Below are 22182 nucleotides of genomic sequence, written 5' to 3'. Positions count from 1 at the left end.
CCGCCGCTCTGCGATAAGGCGCGTGAAGAGACACAGGAGAGGCGGCGCATGGGCGGGTTCGACGAGATGTTCGACTGGGTGGTCGTGGGCAGCGGCGCAGGGTCGATGAGTTCGGCGCTCGTGATGCGCAAGGCGGGCAAGTCCGTGATCGTGCTTGAAAAAGAACCGTTCCTTGGCGGCACCACCGCCAAATCGGGCGGGGTGATGTGGATCCCCAACAACCGCTTCATGCGCGAACAAGGCGAGGCCGATAGCGCGGAGGCGGCGATCACCTATCTCGATGCGCTGATGGCCACCGAAAGTGCCGAAGCACCAGGCAGCAGCGCCGAAAAGCGCCGCGCCTATGTCAATGAAGCGCCCAAGATGATCGATTTCCTGGTCGATCAGGGCGTCGCGCTGGAGCGCGGCCCCGATTTCTGGCCGGATTATTATGACGAACTGCCAGGCGGCTGCAAAACCAGCCGGACCGTGGTGGCCGAACCCTTCAATAAGAAGGAACTCGGTCCCTGGGCAAAGACGCTGCGCAAGGGATTTGCGGAATTTCCGGTCCGGCTTGGTGAGGCGATGAAGCTCAATTATATCCGGCGCGATCCGGCGCTGAAAAAGGCGCAGCTCCGGATCGTCTGGCGCACCATCCGCACCCGGCTGATGGGCCAGCATTATGTCACCGCTGGTGCCGCCCTGCAGGGACGGATGTTGAAGGCCGCGCTGGCGGCGGGCGTCGATTTTCGCATTGAAAGCCCGGTTTCCGAACTCATCGTCGAGAATGGCAAGGTGACCGGCATCCTGACCCAGAAGGATGGAAAGCCCTGGCGTGTCGGCGGCCGGCTGGGCGTGCTCGTCAATGCCGGCGGTTTCGCGCAGAATCAGGCGATGCGTGATCGCTACATGCCCGGCACGCGCAGCGCATGGTCGCAGACGCCCGAGGGCGACACTGGCGAGATGCACATGGAAATGGAGCGGATCGGTGGTGTGCTGGCGCAGATGGATCAGATGGTCGGATATCAGACCACGCCTGCTCCAGGCTGGGAAAAAATATATGTGACCCCGCCAGCGCAAGGCCTCACGGGCAAGCCGCACGCCATCCTCGTCGATCAATCGGGCGTGCGCTACATGAACGAGGGCGGCTCTTATGAGCTGTATTGCGAGACCATGCTGAAGCGCAACGCCAGCGTTCCGGCGGTGCCGAGCTGGGCGATTCTGGATCGGCAATATGTCGAGATGTACAAGGTCGCCGACAAATGGATCGACAAGAAGGTCCCGGCAGGCTGGATCGAGCAGAATTATCTGCACCGGGCCGACAGCATCGAGGCGCTGGCACGCAGCATCAAGGTGGATCCCGTCGCGCTGAAAGCCACGATCGATCGCTGGAACGGGTTTGTGGCGGCGGGCCGGGACGAGGATTTCCATCGCGGCGAGCGTGCTTATGATAGCTGGCTGGGTGATCCCTATCACGGCCCCAATCCCGCATTGGGTACGGTCGAGAAAGGGCCATTTTATGCGGTGCCCGTCGTTCCGGGGGATGTCTCCACCTATGGCGGCGCGGTGACCGATGCGCATAGCCGGGTGGTGAAGGCCGACGGTTCGCCGATCGAGGGGCTGTATGCCACCGGCGTTTCCACCGCATCGCCGATGGGCAATGCCTATCCGGGTGCCGGGGCCAGCATCGGCCCGTCAATGACATTTGGCTATATCGCGGCCAAGCACGCCGCGGGGCTGGGCAACCAGCTTTAGCGCCTAATTCCCGAAGGTCACCGGTTTGGAGAGGCGATAGGGAAGGCTGGGTGAGGCAATCTTGGATTCATGCCCGTCATCGTGAATCAGAGTCACGCGGCCGACACCGGGCGAGGCGACCACGCCCACCACGCTATCCACCCATTTGTGCAGTTCAGCGCGCGCAAAGGCGAGTCGATCGCCGCCTGTGCTGGCGTCTCCGGCAGCTTCCAGCTCGGCTTCAAGCTGAAGAATGCGGTCCGCCGCCTGTTGTATCGTATCGTCTTTATCCATGCCGGCTCCAATCGATGATCGCCCCGATCATAAAGCGATTACGCATCGCAACGAAACCTGGGTGCATCCGGACGGGGTGATGCGCTCCACATATCGCCGGGGCGAGTTGACCTCCAGAGGCTGACAGCCAATTGATGAGGGCAGTCCAACGGCCATCGAGGAACCCCATGGCAGATCTCAAAAACGCCCCGGTGCCAGATGCCGAGACACTGGTCGATATCTACCGTCGCATGATCCGCATCGAGCGCAATGATGACGCCATCCGCAAGACGGTCCGCCTCGGTCGCCTGACGATGCCTTATTATTCCGCGCGCGGTCAGGAAGTGATTCCATCGACCATCTCGGCGCTGCTGAACAAGGAAGACCAGATCTGTACGATCTATCGTGGTATCCACGATATGGTGGCCAAGGATATGCCGTTGCGCCCGCTCTGGGCCGAGATTGCGGGCCGGATCGATGGCACCTGCAAGGGCAAGGGCGGACCGATGCACCTCACCCATCCCGAAAGCGGCGTGATGGTCACGACGGGCGTGGTCGGCTCTTCGATGCCGATCGCCAATGGCCTGGCCTGGGCCGCGAAGCTCGATGGCAGCAAGCGCGTTGCGATCGCCTATTTCGGCGATGGCGCATCGAACATCGGCGCATTTCACGAAAGCCTCAATCTGGCGTCGCTCTGGAAGCTGCCAGTGATCTTCGTTTGCCAGAATAATGGCTTTGCCGAGCATACCCGCTATGAAAACGCCACGTCGGTCGATTTCATATCCAAGCGCGCCGCTGGCTATGCGATGCCGGGCTTTACCGTGGACGGCAATGATCCCGTGGCGATGTATGCTGCCGCGCACACCGCCATCGCCCGCGCCCGCGATGGCGAGGGGCCGACGCTGCTTGAGTGCAAGACGTTCCGTTTCTTCGGCCACGTGCTGGGCGACGACGATTTCTACATGACCAAGGAAGAAAAGGCCGCGGCGATGGCCGACGACCCCTTGCCCAAATTCCGCGCGAAACTGATCGCGGACGGCCATGCGACCGAAGACCGGCTTGCCAAGATGCAGGCCGATATCGAGGCCGAAATCGCCGATGCCCAGGAATTCGGGCTGAACAGTCCTTTCCCGTCGGCCGATGAGCTGCGCCGCGATATCTTTGCCGAGGAGATTCCCGCGTGAGCGAGATGGTAAAAATGAACGGCCTGCAGGCCATCAACGCCGCCATGTTCGAGGCGATGGAGGCCGATCCCAAGGTGCTCGTGCTGGGCGAGGATATCGCCGATCGCGAAGGCGGTGGCGTCACCGGCACGATGCGCGGTCTTTCGACCAAATTCGGCGATCACCGGGTCTGCACGACGCCGATCTCGGAGCAGGCGATCATCGGCGCGGCCATCGGCGTGGCGATCAACGGCTATAAGCCCGTCGCCGAGATCATGCTGATGAATTTCACCACGGTCGCGATGGACATGATCTTCAATCATGCGGCCAAGCTGCGTTTCATGTCTGGCGGGCAGACCAGCGTGCCTTTGACCATCCGCACGCTGACAGGCGCTGGCTGGCAGACGGCGGGCCAACATGCGGATCATCTCGAAGGCTGGTTCGCGCACGCGGCGGGCATCAAGGTCGTCTGTCCTTCGAACCCCGCGGATTATAAGGGCTTGCTGCTTTCCTGCATTCAGGATCCCGATCCCTGCCTGTTCGTCGAAACCGGCGGCACATTGTTCGTGCCTGGCGAGGTCGCGGTCGATCAGGGGCCGATCCCGCTGGGCAAGGCGCGGATCGTGCAGGAGGGCACGGACGTCACCATCATCAGCTATTCGACGATGATGCTGCGCTGCCAAGCTGCACTCGCCGGCCTGGCGGAAGCGGGCATCTCCGCTGAACTCATCGATCTGCGCACGATCTCGCCATGGGACAAGCAGGCCGTGCTGGACTCCGCCGCTAAAACGGGCCGTGTCGTCATCGTTCATGAGGCCGTGCGCAATTTCGGCCCCGGTGCCGAAATCGCGGCGACCATCAACGAAGAACTTTACGGTCAGCTCAAGGGGCCGGTGCGCCGGCTGGGCGGGCCCTACTCGCCCGTGCCCTTCTCCAAGCCGCTGGAAGACGCCTTCCTCGTCACGCCGGAACAGATTGTCGAGGCGGTGAAGGGCCTGATGGGCTGAACAAAACGCGCCCCCTGTCCGGATGGACGGGGGGGCGGTGTTCAGATCATTCCACCACGACTCTTACCCGCCCCAGATTCTGGATATGAGCATAAGGCGAGGCGGCATTTCCATGGCGCTCCGCCGTCACGCGGAGCGCCGGAAAATAGGTGCCCGGCTTGAGAAAGCTGTGGCTGGCCTTGAGCGTGATCTTCGCTTTTTGGGTCTTCGGCAGCCTAGCCTTGAGCGGGAATGCGCCGTCCCCTTCGAAATCCCATTCCGCCGCGATGATCCGGCCCGCGCTGGGGGGCACTTCGATCGTCGCGGAAAAGCGGACCGACTGACCGGGCTTCGCCGACGCCTTGGCACCGCCATCGGCCTTGACCATGGCCACTGGCTGAATGCCCATCCGGGCGGATGCGGTGGCCGGAACAATCACCTGCCCGTCCTTTATGACGTAGGCGGTGCTGGCGGGTGGCGTGACGCCCTGTTCCACCCAGAGGGAAAGATCGCGCAGCGCCTGGTGCAAGACGCCGAGATAGCTGACCGTCCGGGTCGGATCCTCCTGCTGGCTGTCGTCGCCGTGCAGCGCGTGATCGATCATCCAGATCCGGAACGTGTCGGCGGCCGCAGCCCCCTGGCTGGCTTCGACCTGCCTGCGATACCAATCGCCCTGCCATGGCATCGCCTCGCGATCCCATAGCGATTCGACGAGGATCATCTTGCCGCTGAACTGCCCGGTCATCGGCGGCTGTCCAAACGGCCTGCCCGTGGTGGAGGCGGTGAACAAGGGACCGAGCAGGAAGGCGCGCTGTGGATGGAGCGGCGTGCCATCCGGCTTGCGAAACTGATCCCACACGGCATAGCCGGCGTCCCTGGGCGGCACCTGATGCCAGTGATAGGTTTCGGCGGCGAGGAAATTGCTGTTGTCGATCCGCACTTTGTCGCCGCCCTGGAGCTTCGCCGCGACCGTGTCATCGACAACGCCGAGCACGACCACATCACCGACGATCCGGCTGATCGTCAGCCGCTGGCCGGCAGCCGCCCCAGATCCGACGATCAGATCACCGCCGACGAAATAGGTGGGTGGCGGTGCGCTGGCGAGACGGAAGGCGACGATCCGGCGGGCGGCTGCGCCCTGCAGCGCGGCAAAGGCGTTGTCGACATTGGAGGTGCCGTTGGTCACCCGCGTGTCGAGCTTCAACGCCGCGGCATCGCTCGCCGAGATCGTCGCGGCGACGGTCGAATCATGTTGCAGACGATAGCCCGCGAACGCCTGTGGCGCATCATGGCCCAGATAACCGGGCTTGCTCCAGAAATCGTTGAAATAGCCCGGATCGGCCATCAGCATCCCGCCATAGAGCGCGGCAAAGCCATGGATGCCCATCGTGCGCCAGCCAAACCAGGAGGGCGTGGGGAAGCCCATATTCGTCACTTCGCGCAGCACCGACGCTTGCTCCGGTGTCAGGCCGGCATAGGGATCGCCGCTGCCGCCGGGTTCAACGGCATTGAGGATATGGGGAAATTTGTCCTGCAGCACGCGCATCGCGCGCAGCCGCACGGTGAACATATTGGGCGGGGCCATGGGCGATCCGAGCACATAGGGAACGACGCCATCCCACACCCCTTGCGCATTTTCGATCGCGCCGACCGTACGGAAGCCGCCGCCACTGCCGCCAAAGGCATAGCCATAAGGACGCTTGCCGCCGTACATCTGCTGCGCGACGACGCGCGAATAATCGGCCGCCGCGGCATTGGCGCGATAGGCGGCAATGGTCGCGTCCACCGGCTGGCCCGGCATCCCCACCATGCCGCGCCCGCCGCCATTGGTTTCAACGAAATAGCCGCCCGAAGCGATCGCAAAGCCGATCTTGTCTTCTTCGCCTGGGGCCATTTTCTGCGCCAGATTCTCGTCATCGGGCACGGGCGTGATATGTTGGAAGAAGCGGTCCCGATATTGCGCCTTGTCCGGAAAATAGAAGGAAAAGCGGGTGTCGGTGCCCTTGAAGCCACCGTGCACATAACGATGGCGAACGGGGGCATCGCGCCACTCGTCAACGTCGATATAGGGTTCCTTGAACAGGGGATCCGCCGCCGCGCTGACAGCCGTGGGCGCTGCTGGTTCGCCGGCATGAACGGGCGCGGCCAGCGCCAGCACCGAGGCCGCCAGATATGACGCCGTCGCAATTGTCCTCATGCTTCATCCTCCCCTGATATCGGGGTCAGGCGGTCGCTTGTGCCAGCGCCTGCCTGCCCGCCATTTCTTCCCATTGATCCGCATCGCCGCCGAGCGCGCAATTGAGCAGCGCGCGCTTGAGGAACAGATGGCAATGGTGCTCCATCGTAAGGCCAATGCCGCCGTGAAGCTGAACAGCCTCCTCGGCGATGGTCCGATAGACGGTCGTGGTGTGCGCCTTCAGCGCACCCATCTCGGCCAGTGTAACCGCGGGATCGTTTCCACGCGCCCAGAACAGCGCTTCGGCAGCGGCAAGCCAGGTCTTCATATCCGCCACGCGGTGCTTCAAGGCCTGAAACATGGCCAGTGGCCGATCGAACTGACGGCGTGTTTCGAGATATTCGATGGTGAGGCGCAGAATGGCATCCGCCCCCCCTAGCGAGTCTCCCGAAAGCGCGAACAGGCGCTGCGCCTGAAGCCGTTCGGCCAGCGCCGTCGCAGCGTCGCCCTCCGCCAGCGTAAACCCTGTGGCACTCGCATCGATCGCGATGTCGAACAGGCGCCGGGTCTTGTCCCAAGTGGCGCGCGCCGTGAGGGTTTGCGCATCCACGGGCATGAGCGCAATGCGCCGATCCTCGATCACAAGAACGTGACTGGCGCGGTCGGCATCCGGCACGCAGGTCAGTCCCCCGGCAACGCTGTAGCCCGCCAGCGATGCGGTCATCACCGCGCCACCCATGGCTTGCGTGAGCAGATCATCGCGCTCCGGCAACCCGTCGGCCGCCGTCAGCGCCGTGATCACCAGCATCTGCGCGATGGCAGGGCCGGGGACGAGCGCGCGGCCCAGGGCCATGTGCGTGACACCGGCCGCTTCCACGCCAAGCCCGAGCCCGCCCAATTCTTCGGGCACCGCCATCATCAGCCAGCCCATCTCCGCGATCAGGCCCCAGCTTTTGGCGGCATCGGGCACCAGATCGGCCGGATCGAACGCCTTGTGCGCGGCATCCTGCAATTCGGCGCGGGTCATGCTCATGCGGCGTCTCCGGCCAGCGTCCAGCTTTTGGGTTCGCGTGGCATATTGAGCAGACGCTCCGCGATGATGTTACGCTGAACCTCGTCGCTGCCGCCCGCAATGGTCCAGGCATAGCTGTTCATGAAATCCGCCATCCAATTGCCTGTTTCCATGCCGCCGCCAAAGGTGATGGGCTCATGATATTGGGCATCCATCCCGCCCAGCCGGAGGCCGAGCAGCGTGAATTCGCGTAGCGTGCGGGAATAAGAGAGTTTGACGATCGAGGCGTCGCCCACGCGTTCCTCGCCCGCGATCCGGTTGGCCAGGAACTGATCGGCGATCGCGCAGGTTGCGTCGATCTTGGTGGCGAGACGACCGAAATCGCGCAAGATGCCGGGATCATTCTCCCGCCCGCCCGCGCGGATCAGATCGGCGATCCGCCAGAGCGCACCCCGCATCCGCGCACTCAGCTCGAGAAGCGTCAGGCCGCGTTCGGAAGAAAGCGTGGATTGTGCGACCGCCCAGCCCTGGCCTTCCGCGCCCAGACGATCCTCCACCGGAATTTCGACATTATCGAGAAACAGTTCGGCAAATTCCTCATCGCCATGGATCTGGTGGATCGGGCGTGCGGTGACGCCCCTGGCCTTGAGATCGAGCAGGAGATAGGTCAGCCCCGCCTGTTTCGCACCTTCATTGCTGGTGCGCACCAGCAGCAGGCATTTGTCGGCGAATTGGCCCATGGTGGACCAGAGCTTCTGCCCGTTCACGATATAGACGTCGCCCTGCCGCTCCGCACGGGTCTTGAGGCTGGCGAGGTCGGATCCCGCATTGGGCTCCGAAAAGCCCTGGCACCAGATTTCCCCCTCCAGAATCCGGGGGATGTAACGCTGCTGCTGCGCCGCGCTGCCCCATTCGAACAGGGTGGAGGCGGCATGATAGGTGGACATGAAGGAGAGCAGCAGGCGCGGTGTATCGGCGCGGGCAAATTCTTCGTAAATGACCTTCTGTTCGGCCAGGCTGCGGCCGCCGCCCGGCCATTCGGCGGGCCAGTGCGGCACGGCATAGCCGCCGCCCGCCAGCGTGGCGAACCAGCGACGCTGCAGATCGAGAAACGCTTCGTTGCTGGTGCAATATTCCCGCCAGCCCTGCGGCGCATGGGCGGCGAGCCAGCGGCGCACATCCTGGCGCAGCGTTTCGAGTGCGTCGGTCAAAAAACCAGCCTCCTCCAGCGTGATTTACGCATCCAGATCGGCCTGAGCCGGAGCGCGCTTCCATTCTGTCTCATGCTAGGCCTCAATTCACAGGAACGCCGCAAGCCATGGCCATGAATATCGGCAAGGCGATGCCGGATCGCGGCCCATTTTTGCGGGCTAGACCGCGATTTCGATCGTCTCTCCGACGATCCTTACCGGGAAAATAGCGATGGGATCCGTCGCCGGCGGGTTCAGCGGCTCACCCGTTTCCAGATCGAAGCGCGCGCCATGCGCCGGGCAGGCGATCCAGCCATAGCGAATCCGCCCGCATTCGAGCGGCTCCTGCGCGTGAGAGCAGAGATTTTCGACGGCATAAATTTGCCCGTCGCTGTTGCACAGCAGGATCGCGCGGCCGCCGGCTTCCACCCGCTTCGCCTTGCCGGGCTCTACCTCCCCGATCTGCGCCACCGCGATAAATTGCTGTTCGCTCATCCTCGATCCCGCTGCTGTGATTGCGCTCCATGCCATGGACGGAGCCGCGTGGTGCTTGCAAGGGCGGGCGGATCGGGATCATATCACCGGGGCGGTGTCTTGCCGCCGCGCCGCCGATCACGCACGCCGCCCCTGTTCCCCCGCCCATGTGTCCATTAACGGATTGAAGGGATATATCAGGCCCAAGATGCGCCGCATGTGGAAATGAACTGCCCCATGAACTTCGAATGGACCCCAGAGGAAGCCGCGTTTCGCCAGCGGCTGCAGGATTTCCTGGCCGTCACGCTGCCCGACGATTGGGAGCGCTTTTCGCAGCACGGCCCGGCCTCTCCCGCGCTCACCAAATATGCCGAGACGTTTTGCGGCAAGCTGGCTGAAGAGGGTCTGCTGACGCCGCACTGGCCCAAGGCGATCGGCGGGCAGGGGCTGGATCCCTGGCATCAGGCGATCCTGGCCGAGGAAATGTGGATCGCGGGCGAGCCGCGCGGCGGCCAATATATGAACGTCAATTGGGTCGGCCCCACGTTGATCAAATATGGTTCGGCGGACCAGCAGGCACGCTATTTGCCACCGATTTCCGAAGGCAAGGCGCTCTGGTGCCAAGGCTTTTCCGAGCCCGGCTCGGGCTCCGATCTGGCGTCGCTCCGCACCCGCGCCGTGCTGGATGGAGACAATTACCGGGTCTCAGGTCAAAAGATCTGGACGAGCTATGCCGGGCTGGCCGACACCTGCTTTCTCGTATGCCGCACCAGCGACGATCGCAAGAAGGGCATCTCCATCCTGCTCGTGCCGATGGATACGCCGGGCATCACCGTGCGGCAGATCCCCTCGCTGATCGGCGAGGGGGATATCCATGAGGTCTTTTTCGATGATTGCGTCGTGCCCGTCAGCGCGCGTCTCGGCGATGAGGGGCAGGCCTGGGAAATCATCGGCTATTCGCTCACCAACGAACGGTTGGGTATTCCGCGATATGCGCTCGCGCGCGCGGCGCTTGATCGTGCGGTGAGCCTTTTGCAGGCGCAGGCGGAATTTGCCAGCGAGGCCGTGAAGCTGGAGGCCGCCCATGCCGCTGCATTGTGCGAGGCCGCGCGTATGGCGAGCTATGCGATCATCGATTGTCGCAGCCGCGGCGAGGCGATCGGCGCGGAATCCAGCTCCGCACGCTTTGCCACCGTGATGGCGGAGCGCAAGGTGGCCGAGTTCGTGGTGGAATATCTGCCGGAGGCGCTGGCCGACGCGCATCCCTATCTCAAAATGCACCATCAACGCGGGATCGTGGCTGGGATTGCGGCGGGGGCGGCCGAAATCCAGCTCAACATCATCGCGACCGACGTGCTGAAACTGCCCAGGGAGCCGCGCTGATGGATCTGGCTCTGTCCTCCGATCAGATCGCCATTCTCGACGCGATCGACTCTCTTGCGAAGCCCTATGCGGCTGCGCCTACGCATGAGGCCGGCTTTGCGATGGTCAGTGACGCCCTAGACCGTGAACTGGCCGAGGGTGGTTTTCTGGATGTCGCCTTCGATCCGGATCTGGGTGCGGTATCGGCCGCGCTGATCATCGAACGGCTGGCGCGCCTGCCTTATGCGATCGAGGCAGCGGCGAGCGCGCTCGTGCGGCCGCTGCTGGGGGATGATGTGTCGCGTCCGCTCTGCCTGGTGATGGAGGGAAAGCACGCGCGGCCGATCCGTTTCCTCAAGGCCGGAGCCACGGTGATCGTCACGGGCCACGAGACTGTCTCCAGTTTCACCGTAAGCCAGGATCAGGCGCGCGCTGAAGACACGCTGTTCGGCTATCCGATGGGCACGCTGCTGATCGATCCGGCGACGGTGGCGATGCCGTGTCCCGATGTGTCACCCGAGGCGGTTCTTGTCCGCTGGCGGGTTGGGCTTGCGGCGGAGGCGGCGGGTCTGCTGGCCGCGGCGCTGGGCAGCACCGCGACCTATGTGACCGATCGCCAGCAATTCGGCCGTCCGCTCGCCACTTTCCAGGCCATTCGCCATAGGCTGGCCGAGGCGCAGGTGAGAACCAATGGCGTCTATTGGCTGGCGATGAAGGCGGCGGGCACGCTGGATCCCGGCGATGCCGCGCTGGCGGCGTTGCACGCACAGGAATCAGCGCGGGCGACGGTCTATGATTTCCATCAATTCCTGGGTGCCATGGGCATGACGCTGGAGCATCCGCTGCATCTGTGGACCTATCGCCTCAAGGCGCTGATTGGTGCCTTGGGTGGCCGTGGCGCGCAGGGGCTTGCGGCAGCGGATGCGATCTGGGGTTAGGGCGATATGATCCGACGCCGGGCTATGACGGCATAAAGTTTCGGACCCGATCGGTCGACCGTCTGCGCTTTTTCGACGCGCAAACCGACGGGTCAAATGCCTTCCGATATCGTCAGAAGCCCAGATCCACGATCGGGCCATCGAAATTGCCGGCCAGCTTCTGCGTTGCGGCGGCCAGTTTGTCCTGGGGCACGTCCTTCAGATAGCCGTCTATGATGCGCTGATAATTGCTGATCAGCCCTTCGATATCCTTTGAGAGGCGCATGAAATCGAAGCCTTCGGCGTGCATACCCTTTTGCTGCTGCGGGATATTGGAATAATCCTGCCGGGGGATCATGGGGAATTGATCGCTGTCATAGGGCAGTATCACCGGGTCCATCACGGGTGCGGGTTCCTGGCCCTCGGCAAAATGCGTGAGCGACCACAATTCGAACATGCAGCTTTCCGGTCCCAGCGGGCGAATGCGGTAAGCGGCCATGCTCGAAAGGAACGGCAGAACGAAATAATTGGGGAAGATGAACTCCACCGCCTTGACCGGGGTCTCCACGGCGATCTTGTTGAGATCGGGAGTCGGCTCGCCGCGCGCCTGGCCGGCCTGGGTGACGAAGTGATTGACCATGCCGAACCATTGCATGATCGCCTGACCCGGATCCTCGGGCAGATCGACATCGATCAGCGTGCGGGCCACCGCCACATCCTTGGCGTGGCACATGCCGGACATGCCGTCGCTCAGCAATTGCATATGCTCCACCTGATCTTCGATATTCTCCTTCATGGAGCGGTTCGGATTGATCGGATCGCCGATGCCGCCCGTATCCATGCCATACATCATATTGTATATCATCGGCACCTTCTTCTGAAGCTGCGGATGCGTGCGCATCACATGATAGCCTTCCATAAAGGCTTCCATCGCGATCTTCCAATTGGCGGGCAGCACAGTGGCGTAGCACCATTCGGCGCGCATCTTGTCGGCATTATAGGCGTCCAGCCCGATCGCGAGCGGACCCAGGTTTTCGCGCAAGGATGGCGCATTGTCGTCGAAATTGATGAAGACGCAGCCCATCTCGATTTCGGTGCGGCATGGGCGCAGCGCCAGATCGCTTTCATCGAGCTGGCTTTCACTGAACATGTGACGACCATAAACGAAGGTATTCTTCCCCTCGACATTCCAGCGCCAGCCGTGGAAGGGGCAGATGAAGCCCTTGCCCTTGCAATTGCCGTGCGGCCCCTCGGTCAGCGGCACGCCGCGATGGCGGCAGGCATTGTGATGCGCCTTGATGCCATCCTTGGTGCGCACGATGATGACCGACTTGCCGAGATTGCTATATTCGATCCAGTCGCCGATCTCGGGAATCTGCTCCACGCGGCAGGCCATCTGCCACACATGCGGCCATAGCTCCTCGCATTCGCGCTTGTAAAAGGCCTCGTCATAATAGCGCGGCGTGGGGATGCGTTCGGGATCGGTGATCTCGAAAGGCACCGAATCGCGGGCCGTCTTCACATCGTCTAGCATCCGATACCTCACCCATGTCTTGCTTGGGCAAGAATGGTAAAGTGTGGGCGCGCGCGCGCAAGCATACCGTCACGCCGCGCCCATTCCATCGCCACCCCGATAGAATGAGGCTCAGGACAGGTCTTCGGCCTCGCCGCTGGGCAGGCTGATATCGCCGAGCACGGATTGCGTATGCTCGCCCAGACCGGGGGCGCCGCCCGCTACCTTGCCCGGCGTCCGCGAAAACCAGGTCGGCACGCCCGGAAAGCGCACCGGTCCGGTGTCCGTCTCGACGGTCTCGAAAAATCCGATCGCGTTGAGATGTTCATTGTCGAACAATTCATCGGTGGTGCGCAGCGGGGCGGCCGGGATGTTGAGCCGTTCGAGCAAATCCAGCCACTCCTGCGTCGTGCGCTGGACGAAGGTTTCGCCCAGCAGGCCGTAAACCCGGTCGATCTGCCCGGCGCGCTTGGCGAGCGTATCGAATTCGTCTGTCGCCCAGGCGGGCTTCACCGCATCGACAAAGGCGCTCCAATGCTTGTCATTGTAAACGAGCGCCGCGACATAGCCGTCCTTCGTCCGATATGGCTTGCGATTGCGCGCCACCACGCGGTGATAATGGGCCGGGCCGAGCGGCGGTTGAAACAGCATCCCGCTGGCATGTTCGGTGAGCATGAACGACGCCATTGTCTCGAACATGCCGACCTCCACTTCCTGCCCCTCGCCGGTGCGCTCGCGGTGGAACAACGCCATCATCGTGGCATAAAGGCCGGTCAGACCCGCCACCTTGTCCGCGATGATCGTCGCGACGAAATCGGGCTTGCCGGTCATCAAATTCTGAAGGTGCGGGATGCCGCATTCCGCCTGGATCGTATCGTCATAGGCGGGCTTGTCGCCATCCGGGCCGCGACGGCTGTAGCCATAGCAATTGGTATAGACGATATCGGGCTTGATGGCTTTCACGGCCGTATAATCGAAACCCAGCCGGCCGATCGCCTTGGATCGCATCGAATGGATGAAGACATCTGCTGTAGCGATCAGCGCGCGGAGCGATTCTTTATCCGCCTCCTGCCGCAGATCCAGCACCACGCTGCGCTTGCCGCGATTGACGTTCATGAACACGCCGCCGAGATCGGGCGCGGGGCCAGCATTGATGAACCGCGTATTATCGCCCGCGGGCGGCTCGATCTTGATCACGTCCGCGCCCATGTCCGCCATGATCTGCGTGGCATAGGGACCAAAAACCATGCTGGTGAGATCCACGACGCGCACACCCGATAGCGGCCCGCCATGCCCGATAGTGTCGCCCATCCCCGTCTCCTCAGTCCAGCCTAGGCGGCTAGAGGATGCTGGCGGTGAAATCTAGCATGACGCCTTCGCCCCGCCGATATCGATGGCATCTGATTGTGCGCCTTGGGCGCGGCTGCTACCCGCAATCCACTGTTGGGGCGCTTATTTGAGGCATCGAGCCGTGGATTTTTCCTACACTCAGGATCAGCAGAATATCAGGGATGCGATCCTGAACCAGTGCAGTCAGTTTTCGGACGATTACTGGCTGGAGCGGGATCGTGAAGGCCTGTTCCCGCTCGATTTCTACAAATCCATGGCGGACGCCGGCTGGCTCGGCGTGGCGATGCCGGAATCCGTGGGCGGTGCCGGCCTCGGGATCACCGAGGCGGCGATCATGATGCAGGCGGTGGCGGAAGCGGGCGGCGGGATGACCGCGGCGTCGAGCATCCACGGCCCGGTCTTCAGCCTTGAGCCGATCGCGTTGTTTGGCACTGAGGAGCAGAAACAGCGGATGATCCCGCCGATCTTGTCCGGCGTGGAGAAAATGTGTTTCGCGGTGACCGAACCCAATGCGGGCCTCGACACGACCAAGCTCAAGACGCGGGCGGAAAAGCAGGACGGCGGCTATCTCGTCAATGGCGAGAAGATCTGGATCACCAATGCGCATGTGGCAGACAGGATGATGCTGCTTGCCCGCACCACGCCACTGGATCAGGTGGCGCGCAAGACGCAGGGGCTGTCGCTGTTTTTTACCTGTCTAGACCGATCGAAGATCGAGCATCGCCTGATTCCGAAGATGGGCCGCCATGCGGTCGGCTCCAACATGCTGTTCATCAACGATCTCTGGATCCCCGAGGAAGACCGGATCGGTGCCGAGGGCGAGGGGTTCAAGATCATCCTCAAGGGGCTGAATCCGGAGCGTATCCTGCTGGGCGCCGAGGCGGTCGGCATCGGCCGCAACGCGATCCAGCGCGCCGCCCGCTATGCGCGTGAACGGATCGTGTTCGATCGTCCGATCGGCATGAACCAGGGGATACAGCACCCGCTTGCCAAATGCTGGGCGCAGCTCGAGGCGGCGAACCTCATGGTGATGAAGGCGGCCACCTTGTTCGACAAGGGCGAGGACTGCGGCGTCGAGGCCAATGCGGGCAAATATCTCGCGGCGGAAAATGCCTTCGAGGCCTGCCACACCGCGATGCTGACGCTGGGCGGGATGGGCTATGCGCAGGAATATCATGTGGAGCGTCTGCTGCGGGAGGTCTTGATCCCGCGCACCGCGCCTGTCAGTCCGCACATGATCCTCAATTTCCTGGCTGAAAAAGTGCTGGAATTGCCCAAATCCTATTGAAGGACGAGAGAACGGATGCCTGATACCCCTTTGCCCAAGATGCGGTCCTGGTTGTTTGCACCCGGCGACAGCGAGAAGAAGATGGCCAAGGCCGCCGAGGGCACCGCAGACATTGCGCTGTTCGATCTCGAAGATGCGGTCGCTACCGAAAACAAGGCGGTCGCCCGCCAGATGGTCCATGATTTCCTGAAGGCGAACCCCTCTGGGCGAGAGCGGCTATGGGTGCGCATCAACCCGCTTGATGGTCCCTATACGCTGGACGATCTGGCGGCGATCATGCCGGCGCGGCCGGGCGGGATCATGCTGCCCAAGGTGTATGGCCGGCAGGACGTGGAATTGCTGGATCATTATCTCTCCGCGCTGGAAGTGGCGAACGGCATCGAAAAGGGGTCGACGCCCGTGATCGTGCTGATCACCGAGACGGCCGAAGCGATGTTCCACACCGGCAGCTACAAGGGCGCGCCGCGCGTGATCGCGCTCACCTGGGGCGCTGAGGATCTGGCCGATTCGATCGGGGCCAGCTCAAACCGCAATCCCGATGGCAGCTATGGCTTCACTTACGAACTGGCGCGCAGTCTCTGCCTGCTGGGTGCCGCAACGGCCGGCGTGCCAGCGATCGAGACGATCCAGGGCGATTTCCGCGATCTTGAAGGGCTGAAGGCGCGCGCCGAAAAGGTGCGGCGCGACGGCTATCGCGGGATGCTGGCGATCCATCCGGCGCAGGTGGATGTAATCAATGCCGCCTTCACGCCGACCGAGGAGGAGATTGCCGAGGCGCAGGCCATCGTCGATATCTTCGCCGCCAATCCCGGCGTCGGCGCAATCGGTTACAAGGGCGGGATGCTCGATCGCCCCTATCTCAGCCGGGCCGAACAATTACTGAAATCCGCCGGCCGCCTGTGATCGACGCGGCCGCGCTCGATCTCAGCCGCATTCTGCGTCGAGGCGATCGGATCGTGTTTGGCCAGGCCTGCGGCGAGCCGACGACTCTGGTCGAGGCGCTGATCGCGCAAGGGCAGGGCATTGGCGATCTGTCAGCCTTCATCGCCACCAGTTTCTCGGGTCTCTTCACGCCCGAAAGTGCGGCCAGCGTCGCGCTTTCCAGCATGGGCGCGATCGGCGCTTTGCGATCCATGACCAGGGCGGGCAAGCTCGCGATCATCCCCGTACATGTGAGCCAGATCGGCCCGTTGATCACGGCCGATATCATCGGCTGCGACGTCGCGATGATTCAGGTGAGCCCGGCGGATGCGGATGGCAATCACAGTTGCGGCCTGATCGGCGATTATGTGCGCGCCGCGGTGGAGAAGGCGCGCGTCGTGATCGCCGAGGTGAATGAGGCTGTCCCCTACACGCCGGGCGAACTCATCCCGGCCTCGGCCATTGACGTGGCGGTGCATGTCTCGCGCGCGCCGGTCGAGGTCGCACCTGCGAAAATCGGCGAGACCGACGAGATCATCGCGCGCCATTGCGCCGCGTATATCGGGGACGGATCGGTGATCCAGACCGGGGTGGGCGCGGTGCCCGATGCGATCCTGCGGCTGCTCGGCGATCGCAAGGATCTGGGTGTGCATTCGGGGATGCTGGGCGACGGACTGGTGGAGTTGGTCGAGGCCGGAGTGATCACCAACGCGCGCAAGGAAGTGGACGCGGGCATTTCGATCAATGGCGCGCTGATCGGCACCAGGCGGCTCTATGACTGGGCGGATCGCAATCCGGCCATCCGCATGTGCACCACCAGCTATACCCATGACGCCGCTGTGCTGGGCAAACTCTCCCGCCTCGTCACGATCAATTCCGCGTTGGAGGTGGATCTTACGGGGCAGGTGAATGCCGAACAATCGGGCGCGGCCTATCTGGGCGGCACGGGCGGGCAGGTGGATTTCGTGCGGGCTGGTGCGCGGTCGCCCGGTGGCCGCTCGATCATCGCGCTTTCCGCCACGGCAAAGGGCGGCGCGATCAGCAAGATCGTTTCCGCGCTCTCCGGCCCGGTCACCACCGCACGCAGCGATGTGGATGTGATCGTGACGGAATATGGCGCGGCGGAGCTGAAGGGGCAGATGCTGGCCGAACGCGCCCGCCGCCTGATCGCCATCGCTCATCCCGATTTTCGCGAAGGGCTGGAGCGGGCGGCGCACGATATTTTCCAGAGGGGATTCTGAAATGAACGATGCGGTCCTGTTCGACGCGCGGGATGACGGAATTGCGATCATCACGCTCAACCAGCCCGAAAACCGCAATGCGCTGGGCCGCGAAATCCGCGAGGGGCTGTTCGCGGCATGGGAACGGTTCGAGCGTGATCCAGCGCTGCGGGTCGCGATCCTCACCGGCGCGGGGGAAAAGGCTTTCTGTGCGGGTGGCGATCTGAAGGAGATGGTCGAGACGGGGATGCAGGTGCCGCCGCGTGACATGTTTCCCTTGCCCTATGATACGATCGAACTCTCCAAGCCGACGATCGCGGCCGTCAACGGGGTGGCGTTCGCTGGCGGATGGATGATCGCCCAGGCGTGCGATCTGTGCGTGGCGAGCACCACCGCGCGCTTTGCCATTACCGAGGTGAAGGTCGGCCGCAGTTCGCCCTGGGCCGCGCCGCTGATCCACATGATTCCGCAGCGGATCATGATGGAGATCATTCTGACCGGCAAACCGATCACCGCACAGCGCGCCTATGAGATCGGACTGGTCAACCGTCTGGCCGAGCCGGACGCGCTGATGGACAAGGCGCTGGAATTGGCCGGGGAGATATTGGAAGGCGCGCCGCTGTCCGTGAAATCCGGGCGCGATACCGTGATGCTGGCGACCGAAATGGGGCGGGCGGCGGCGCTGCAGGCGGCGCGCGCGGCCTCCGAATATACCTATCGCAGCGATGATGCGCAGGAGGGGCCACGGGCCTTTGCCGAGAAGCGTCCGCCAGACTGGAAATCGCGGTAGCGATACGGATAAGCGGCGCGAAATGCTATCGTTCGTCCTTGCAGGAACGAAGGTGCGACACACGACATGGCCAAAATCGTCCAGAGCGCTGAAGATCTGATCGGACCGGTCACCGTGCCCGCCGAAGCTTATATCTCCAGCGATTATGCGCGGGCCGAGCAGCACCGGCTGTGGCGCAAGACCTGGCTTCAGGCCGGCCGGATCGAGGACATTCCAGAGATCGGCGATTTCATCACTTATGAGATCGGCCCGGATTCGGTGATCATCTCGCGCGCCGGGGCGGATGAGATTCGCGCCTTTCACAATGTCTGCCCGCATCGCGGCCGCCGCCTGATCGATACGCCACCGGGCAAGCGCAACGCCAAAGGCAAAAGGATGAGCTTCATCTGCGGCTATCATGCCTGGACGTTCAATCTGGAGGGGCGCTGCACCTATATCGAGCATAAGGATGATTGGCAGGGGGCTTTGAGCGACGCGCGCACCAGCCTAGGCAAGGTGCAGGTCGATACATGGGGCGGCTGGCTGTGGATCAATCTCGATCCCGATTGCGCACCACTCGGCGATTATCTGGGCGCCATTCCCGAGATGCTCGATCCCTATCAGCTTCAGAACATGCGTTACCGCTGGCGCAAATGGATCGTCTTCGATTGCAATTGGAAAGTGGCGATGGAAGCGTTCGCCGAGACCTATCATGTGTTCAGCACCCATCCCGAATTCAACGATTTCGGCCAGTTTCGTGGCTGGGCGCACACTCACGGGCTGCATACCAATATCGGCTATGAAGCGCCCAAGGGGATGGAGGAGGATAGCGGCAAGCTGCGCGTGGGCAGCGGGGCAGACCCCCGGCTGACCACGGCGGACATGCAGAATTTCACCTGGGCGAATGCCAATACCAACACCACGCAGACGCTGGTCGATGCGGCCAACCGGCTGAAGGACGAATTGCCCGAGGGCACGCCGGCGACCGAAGTGTCACGCCACTGGATACAGTCTGCGCGCGCCGCCGATGAGAAGCGCGGGGTTGTCTGGCCGGTGATCGCGGCGGAGCACACCGCCAAGGCGGGAACGGCATGGCAGGTGTTTCCCAATTTCCAGATCGGCCACGCGGTCAACAACATGCTTTGCTACAGCGCACGGCCCTTTGGCGACGATCCGGACAAGTGCATCTTCGAGGCGGCCGTCTACGAACTGTATCCCCAAGGCGAAGCGCCGGACACCGAATGGGATTATACCGCCGCGGAAAACTGGCCGCCCGTGCTGCAACAGGATTTCGCCAATATGGCGGCGGTCCAGCAAGGCATGAAGAATGTCGGCTTCCGCGGCACGCAGCCCAATCCCTATATGGAGCGCGCGGTGGCGAGCCTGCATTTCAATCTGGCGCGCTTCATGGGGGCGGGGGCACCGACCGTGATGGATTGAGGCCGCGCAATCGAAAAAGCCCGCCCCCATCTGCATGGCGGCGGGCCTTGTTGGCGTTGAATGGCCTGGCTTATTCGAAAGGCTCTTCGCCCTGCAGCTTGGTGCGGTGCATCATGCGGTTGCAATCGGGATCATATTTCTCGGCGCGGTGCATCGTGCCGGTATTGTCCCAGATCACCAGATCGCCGACGGACCATTCGTGGCTGTAGCTAAACTCTTCGCGGGTCGCCCATTCGCGCAGGCCCACCAGAAGCTGCGCGCTCTTCATCGGCTCCTCGTCGAGCACGCGGTGCGCGGTGCAACCCAATACCAGTGACTTACGGCCGGAGCGGTGATTCCAAACCAGCGGCAATTCATTTTCGCCGATCCGCTGGAAGCCGGTCAACTTGGCCAATGGCGGCTCGGGCTCGTAATACAGCAGCGATGACCAGACCGAGTGCATCACGCGCAGCGGCTCATATTCGGCCTTTTGCTCGTCGGTCAGGGCGTCATAGGCGGCATAGGTATTGCAGAAGCCGGTATTGCCGCCCCAGGTCGCGGGCACCTTGCACGACAACAGCGATGCCAGGATCGGCGTATCGTTCATCGTGCCATCGATATGCCAGTAGAGCGAGCCTTTGAGATATTCGGCGCTCTGGGGATTTTCCTTCACATCGAGCGTGATCTTGTGGATCTTGTGATCCGTGCCGTCCTGCATCTCGGGCGCAAAGGTGCCCAGCGTCTTGGTGAAGGCGATCTGCTCTTCATCGTTGAAATTGATTTCCTTGAACACCAGCACGCCGCGCTGCTCGAGCAGTTCGCGGATCTGGGAACCAAGATCACCCGCCAGCAGTTCTGCCTTGCTGTTGAGGATGCGGCTGCCGATCGTCGGCTTGATCTTTTCATGGACAAAACGTGTCATCGTAGTGACGGACATGGCGTGCTCTCCTGTGCGTGCCCTTTTGTTGAACACATGTTCAGCACAATGGATTGCGGGAGTCAAGATAGCAGCCGATCCAGCCAGGCCTCGACGGATGCGCGCGCTTCATCATGGCCTGCGCTGACCCCGAGTCCGCCTTCCATGACGAGCGTCCGGCCAACGCCCGCGAGCAGCAGCCCGAGGCCCGCGGCCGTCAGCCCGTAAGCAGCCAGCCGATCCCCCAGCAGCCGTTCGAGCAGATCGGCCTGGCGTGCGCGCATGGCGTCGCTGTGGCGCGCGATTTCCGCCTGGATGGTCTTGCGGTGATTGGCGAGCGCCACGAACTCCATCGCCAGAGCGGTGCGGCTGGCGTCGGCGAAAAAGCGCCATAGCGCGCGGACCGGATCGTCGCTGCCCAGCGCCTGCTCGATCATTACATCGCTCTGCGCCGCGCCGCGCCGGAACACGGCGAGCAACAGATCATCGGTCGTGGGGAAATAATAATGGACCAGCGAAGGGGGCAGTTGGGCGCGCAAGGCGACCCGCCGCGAACTGGCGGCGGCATAGCCCTCGTCGCGGATCACCTGTTCGGCCGCATCAACGATCCGGGCACGGGTTTCTGAGCTTTCCGCGCCCACGCGACGTTTCTGGACCATCGCACCAGCATAGATGGCAATAGGCCTGGCGCAAGTTCGTTGGCGCTTTGGCGCTTTGGTTATTTGGCGAACATCTGAACCGAAATGCCGCTCATCGCGGTCCATCCGGCGTCATTGTTGAACGCCGCGCCGGTGGCGAAGCTGGCTTCGTCGCTGGCGAGGAACAGCGCCATCATCGCCATCTCCTCGGGCCGGGCCATGCGGCCCAGCACGCCCATGCGGTCGATGAGCTCATTCGAAGTGGGCAGTCCCGCTTTCTCCATCTCCTCGCGCTGATGCTTGGCCATGGGCGTTTCGGTGGCACCGGGACAGAGCGCGTTGACGCGGATATTATGCCGCCCCAGTTCGACCGCGGCGACCCGCGTGAGCGAGACCACGCCTGCCTTGGCGGCGCAATAGCCTGCCGTGCCCGCGGCTATGGAGGCTGCGATCGACGCGGTGTTGACGATCGAGCCGCCGCCGGCGGGGATCATGAGCGGCGCGATATGCTTGATCATCAGCCACACCCCCTTGAGATTGACCTCGACGCATCTGTCGAAAGCCTCTTCGGAGATGTCGAGAATGGACTGCTTGTTTTCCGTATCGACCCCGGCATTGTTGAACAGGATGTTGGGCACGCCAAGCTCGCCCACGGTGCGCGCGGCGATGCGCAGCACGTCCGCCGTCTTGCTGATGTCCGCGCCGATGGCGATGGCCTCCCCGCCCGCGGCGCGGACGGATTCGACCACCGGCGCCACGCGTGCTTCGTCCAGATCAACCGCGGCGACCTTCGCGCCTTCGCGCGCGAAGAGCAGCGCCGCCGCCTCGCCCATGCCACCGGCTGCGCCGGTGATGATGGCGATCTTGCCTGCCAGCCGCATG

Annotated in this window: 20 protein-coding genes; 10 read left to right on the top strand and 10 right to left on the bottom strand. The window is 62.9% G+C overall.

Going from position 1 to position 22182, the window contains the following annotated elements; genetic code table 11:
• The first annotated feature begins 48 nt into the window (after positions 1 to 48).
• On the top strand, positions 49 to 1734 hold the full coding sequence (locus FHS49_RS13500; protein WP_184019386.1) for an FAD-dependent oxidoreductase: 1686 nt from the start codon (positions 49 to 51) through the stop codon (positions 1732 to 1734).
• A gap of 3 nt (positions 1735 to 1737) precedes the next feature.
• On the opposite strand, the gene FHS49_RS13495 is transcribed toward FHS49_RS13500, so the two are convergent.
• The gene (locus FHS49_RS13495; protein WP_184019384.1) at positions 1738 to 2007 is read right to left on the bottom strand and encodes a hypothetical protein; all 270 of its coding nucleotides are present in this window, start codon (positions 2005 to 2007) and stop codon (positions 1738 to 1740) included.
• Between the two features lie 167 nt (positions 2008 to 2174).
• Here FHS49_RS13495 and FHS49_RS13490 point away from each other — a divergent pair, with 167 nt between their 5' ends.
• Positions 2175 to 3170 (top strand): thiamine pyrophosphate-dependent dehydrogenase E1 component subunit alpha, encoded by a 996-nt coding sequence (locus FHS49_RS13490; RefSeq protein ID WP_184019382.1) that lies wholly within the window; start codon positions 2175 to 2177, stop codon positions 3168 to 3170.
• Positions 3171 to 3175: 5 nt separating this feature from the next.
• The gene (locus FHS49_RS13485; RefSeq protein ID WP_184019845.1) at positions 3176 to 4156 is read left to right on the top strand and encodes an alpha-ketoacid dehydrogenase subunit beta; all 981 of its coding nucleotides are present in this window, start codon (positions 3176 to 3178) and stop codon (positions 4154 to 4156) included.
• Between the two features lie 46 nt (positions 4157 to 4202).
• On the opposite strand, the gene FHS49_RS13480 is transcribed toward FHS49_RS13485, so the two are convergent.
• The 4 genes from FHS49_RS13480 to FHS49_RS13465 form a co-directional block, all read right to left on the bottom strand.
• A complete protein-coding gene (locus tag FHS49_RS13480; RefSeq protein WP_246350705.1) occupies positions 4203 to 6332 on the bottom strand; it encodes a PKD domain-containing protein in 2130 nt (709 codons plus the stop codon).
• 25 nt (positions 6333 to 6357) lie between these two features.
• Positions 6358 to 7344, bottom strand: coding sequence for an acyl-CoA dehydrogenase family protein (locus tag FHS49_RS13475; RefSeq protein ID WP_184019380.1), 987 nt, complete (start codon positions 7342 to 7344; stop codon positions 6358 to 6360).
• On the bottom strand, positions 7341 to 8534 hold the full coding sequence (locus tag FHS49_RS13470) for an acyl-CoA dehydrogenase family protein (RefSeq protein WP_184019378.1): 1194 nt from the start codon (positions 8532 to 8534) through the stop codon (positions 7341 to 7343). Before FHS49_RS13470 ends, FHS49_RS13475 begins: the two co-directional genes overlap by 4 nt.
• 159 nt (positions 8535 to 8693) lie before the next feature.
• Entirely contained in the window at positions 8694 to 9008 is a 315-nt protein-coding gene (locus tag FHS49_RS13465; protein WP_184019376.1) for a Rieske (2Fe-2S) protein, read from the bottom strand.
• 216 nt (positions 9009 to 9224) lie between these two features.
• Here FHS49_RS13465 and FHS49_RS13460 point away from each other — a divergent pair, with 216 nt between their 5' ends.
• Both FHS49_RS13460 and FHS49_RS13455 read left to right on the top strand, forming a co-directional pair.
• A complete protein-coding gene (locus FHS49_RS13460; RefSeq protein ID WP_184019374.1) occupies positions 9225 to 10370 on the top strand; it encodes an acyl-CoA dehydrogenase family protein in 1146 nt (381 codons plus the stop codon).
• Entirely contained in the window at positions 10370 to 11287 is a 918-nt protein-coding gene (locus tag FHS49_RS13455) for an acyl-CoA dehydrogenase family protein (protein WP_184019372.1), read from the top strand. Before FHS49_RS13460 ends, FHS49_RS13455 begins: the two co-directional genes overlap by 1 nt.
• A gap of 112 nt (positions 11288 to 11399) precedes the next feature.
• Here the strand turns inward: FHS49_RS13455 and FHS49_RS13450 are convergent, their stop codons facing one another.
• The gene (locus FHS49_RS13450; RefSeq protein WP_184019841.1) at positions 11400 to 12800 is read right to left on the bottom strand and encodes an aromatic ring-hydroxylating oxygenase subunit alpha; all 1401 of its coding nucleotides are present in this window, start codon (positions 12798 to 12800) and stop codon (positions 11400 to 11402) included.
• Positions 12801 to 12911: 111 nt separating this feature from the next.
• Positions 12912 to 14090, bottom strand: a complete 1179-nt coding sequence (locus tag FHS49_RS13445) for a CaiB/BaiF CoA transferase family protein (protein ID WP_184019370.1) — start codon at positions 14088 to 14090, stop codon at positions 12912 to 12914.
• Positions 14091 to 14250: 160 nt separating this feature from the next.
• Between FHS49_RS13445 and FHS49_RS13440 the strand changes: the two genes are divergently transcribed.
• The 5 genes from FHS49_RS13440 to FHS49_RS13420 all read left to right on the top strand — a co-directional run bounded on the left by FHS49_RS13440 (position 14251) and on the right by FHS49_RS13420 (position 19767).
• Complete coding sequence (locus tag FHS49_RS13440; protein WP_184019368.1) at positions 14251 to 15417, top strand: acyl-CoA dehydrogenase family protein; 1167 nt, start codon at positions 14251 to 14253, stop codon at positions 15415 to 15417.
• A 15-nt stretch (positions 15418 to 15432) separates the two neighbouring features.
• Positions 15433 to 16320 (top strand): HpcH/HpaI aldolase/citrate lyase family protein, encoded by an 888-nt coding sequence (locus tag FHS49_RS13435; protein ID WP_184019366.1) that lies wholly within the window; start codon positions 15433 to 15435, stop codon positions 16318 to 16320.
• On the top strand, positions 16317 to 17579 hold the full coding sequence (locus FHS49_RS13430; RefSeq protein ID WP_184019364.1) for an acetyl-CoA hydrolase/transferase C-terminal domain-containing protein: 1263 nt from the start codon (positions 16317 to 16319) through the stop codon (positions 17577 to 17579). The genes FHS49_RS13435 and FHS49_RS13430 overlap by 4 nt, the downstream gene beginning before the upstream one ends.
• Position 17580: 1 nt before the next feature.
• Positions 17581 to 18348 (top strand): enoyl-CoA hydratase/isomerase family protein, encoded by a 768-nt coding sequence (locus tag FHS49_RS13425; RefSeq protein WP_184019362.1) that lies wholly within the window; start codon positions 17581 to 17583, stop codon positions 18346 to 18348.
• Between the two features lie 66 nt (positions 18349 to 18414).
• Positions 18415 to 19767: an aromatic ring-hydroxylating oxygenase subunit alpha gene (locus FHS49_RS13420; RefSeq protein ID WP_184019360.1), complete on the top strand. Its 1353-nt coding sequence runs from the start codon at positions 18415 to 18417 to the stop codon at positions 19765 to 19767.
• A 70-nt stretch (positions 19768 to 19837) separates the two neighbouring features.
• On the opposite strand, the gene FHS49_RS13415 is transcribed toward FHS49_RS13420, so the two are convergent.
• From FHS49_RS13415 to FHS49_RS13405, 3 genes are all read right to left on the bottom strand, one after another.
• Positions 19838 to 20683 (bottom strand): TauD/TfdA dioxygenase family protein, encoded by an 846-nt coding sequence (locus FHS49_RS13415; RefSeq protein ID WP_184019358.1) that lies wholly within the window; start codon positions 20681 to 20683, stop codon positions 19838 to 19840.
• A gap of 62 nt (positions 20684 to 20745) precedes the next feature.
• Positions 20746 to 21321, bottom strand: coding sequence for a TetR/AcrR family transcriptional regulator (locus FHS49_RS13410; RefSeq protein ID WP_184019355.1), 576 nt, complete (start codon positions 21319 to 21321; stop codon positions 20746 to 20748).
• A 59-nt stretch (positions 21322 to 21380) separates the two neighbouring features.
• On the bottom strand, positions 21381 to 22181 hold the full coding sequence (locus FHS49_RS13405; protein WP_184019353.1) for an SDR family NAD(P)-dependent oxidoreductase: 801 nt from the start codon (positions 22179 to 22181) through the stop codon (positions 21381 to 21383).
• Position 22182 lies beyond the last annotated feature (1 nt).

The sequence above is a fragment of the Sphingobium boeckii genome (genome assembly GCF_014199215.1).
GTDB lineage: Bacteria > Pseudomonadota > Alphaproteobacteria > Sphingomonadales > Sphingomonadaceae > Sphingobium_A > Sphingobium_A boeckii.
The sequence above is the reverse complement of the archived record's forward strand: the minus strand, read 5'-3'. Positions and strand labels throughout refer to the sequence as shown.

Coding starts and splice junctions, on each gene's coding strand:
- FHS49_RS13465 (WP_184019376.1), bottom strand. CDS start 9,008: ATGAGCGAACAGCAATTTATCGCGGTGGCGCAGATCGGGGAGGTAGAG.
- FHS49_RS13410 (WP_184019355.1), bottom strand. CDS start 21,321: ATGGTCCAGAAACGTCGCGTGGGCGCGGAAAGCTCAGAAACCCGTGCC.
- FHS49_RS13455 (WP_184019372.1), top strand. CDS start 10,370: ATGGATCTGGCTCTGTCCTCCGATCAGATCGCCATTCTCGACGCGATC.
- FHS49_RS13475 (WP_184019380.1), bottom strand. CDS start 7,344: ATGAGCATGACCCGCGCCGAATTGCAGGATGCCGCGCACAAGGCGTTC.
- FHS49_RS13480 (WP_246350705.1), bottom strand. CDS start 6,332: ATGAGGACAATTGCGACGGCGTCATATCTGGCGGCCTCGGTGCTGGCG.
- FHS49_RS13420 (WP_184019360.1), top strand. CDS start 18,415: ATGGCCAAAATCGTCCAGAGCGCTGAAGATCTGATCGGACCGGTCACC.
- FHS49_RS13415 (WP_184019358.1), bottom strand. CDS start 20,683: ATGTCCGTCACTACGATGACACGTTTTGTCCATGAAAAGATCAAGCCG.
- FHS49_RS13450 (WP_184019841.1), bottom strand. CDS start 12,800: ATGCTAGACGATGTGAAGACGGCCCGCGATTCGGTGCCTTTCGAGATC.
- FHS49_RS13495 (WP_184019384.1), bottom strand. CDS start 2,007: ATGGATAAAGACGATACGATACAACAGGCGGCGGACCGCATTCTTCAG.
- FHS49_RS13445 (WP_184019370.1), bottom strand. CDS start 14,090: ATGGGCGACACTATCGGGCATGGCGGGCCGCTATCGGGTGTGCGCGTC.
- FHS49_RS13500 (WP_184019386.1), top strand. CDS start 49: ATGGGCGGGTTCGACGAGATGTTCGACTGGGTGGTCGTGGGCAGCGGC.
- FHS49_RS13490 (WP_184019382.1), top strand. CDS start 2,175: ATGGCAGATCTCAAAAACGCCCCGGTGCCAGATGCCGAGACACTGGTC.
- FHS49_RS13460 (WP_184019374.1), top strand. CDS start 9,225: ATGAACTTCGAATGGACCCCAGAGGAAGCCGCGTTTCGCCAGCGGCTG.
- FHS49_RS13425 (WP_184019362.1), top strand. CDS start 17,581: ATGAACGATGCGGTCCTGTTCGACGCGCGGGATGACGGAATTGCGATC.
- FHS49_RS13405 (WP_184019353.1), bottom strand. CDS start 22,181: ATGCGGCTGGCAGGCAAGATCGCCATCATCACCGGCGCAGCCGGTGGC.
- FHS49_RS13485 (WP_184019845.1), top strand. CDS start 3,176: ATGGTAAAAATGAACGGCCTGCAGGCCATCAACGCCGCCATGTTCGAG.
- FHS49_RS13435 (WP_184019366.1), top strand. CDS start 15,433: ATGCCTGATACCCCTTTGCCCAAGATGCGGTCCTGGTTGTTTGCACCC.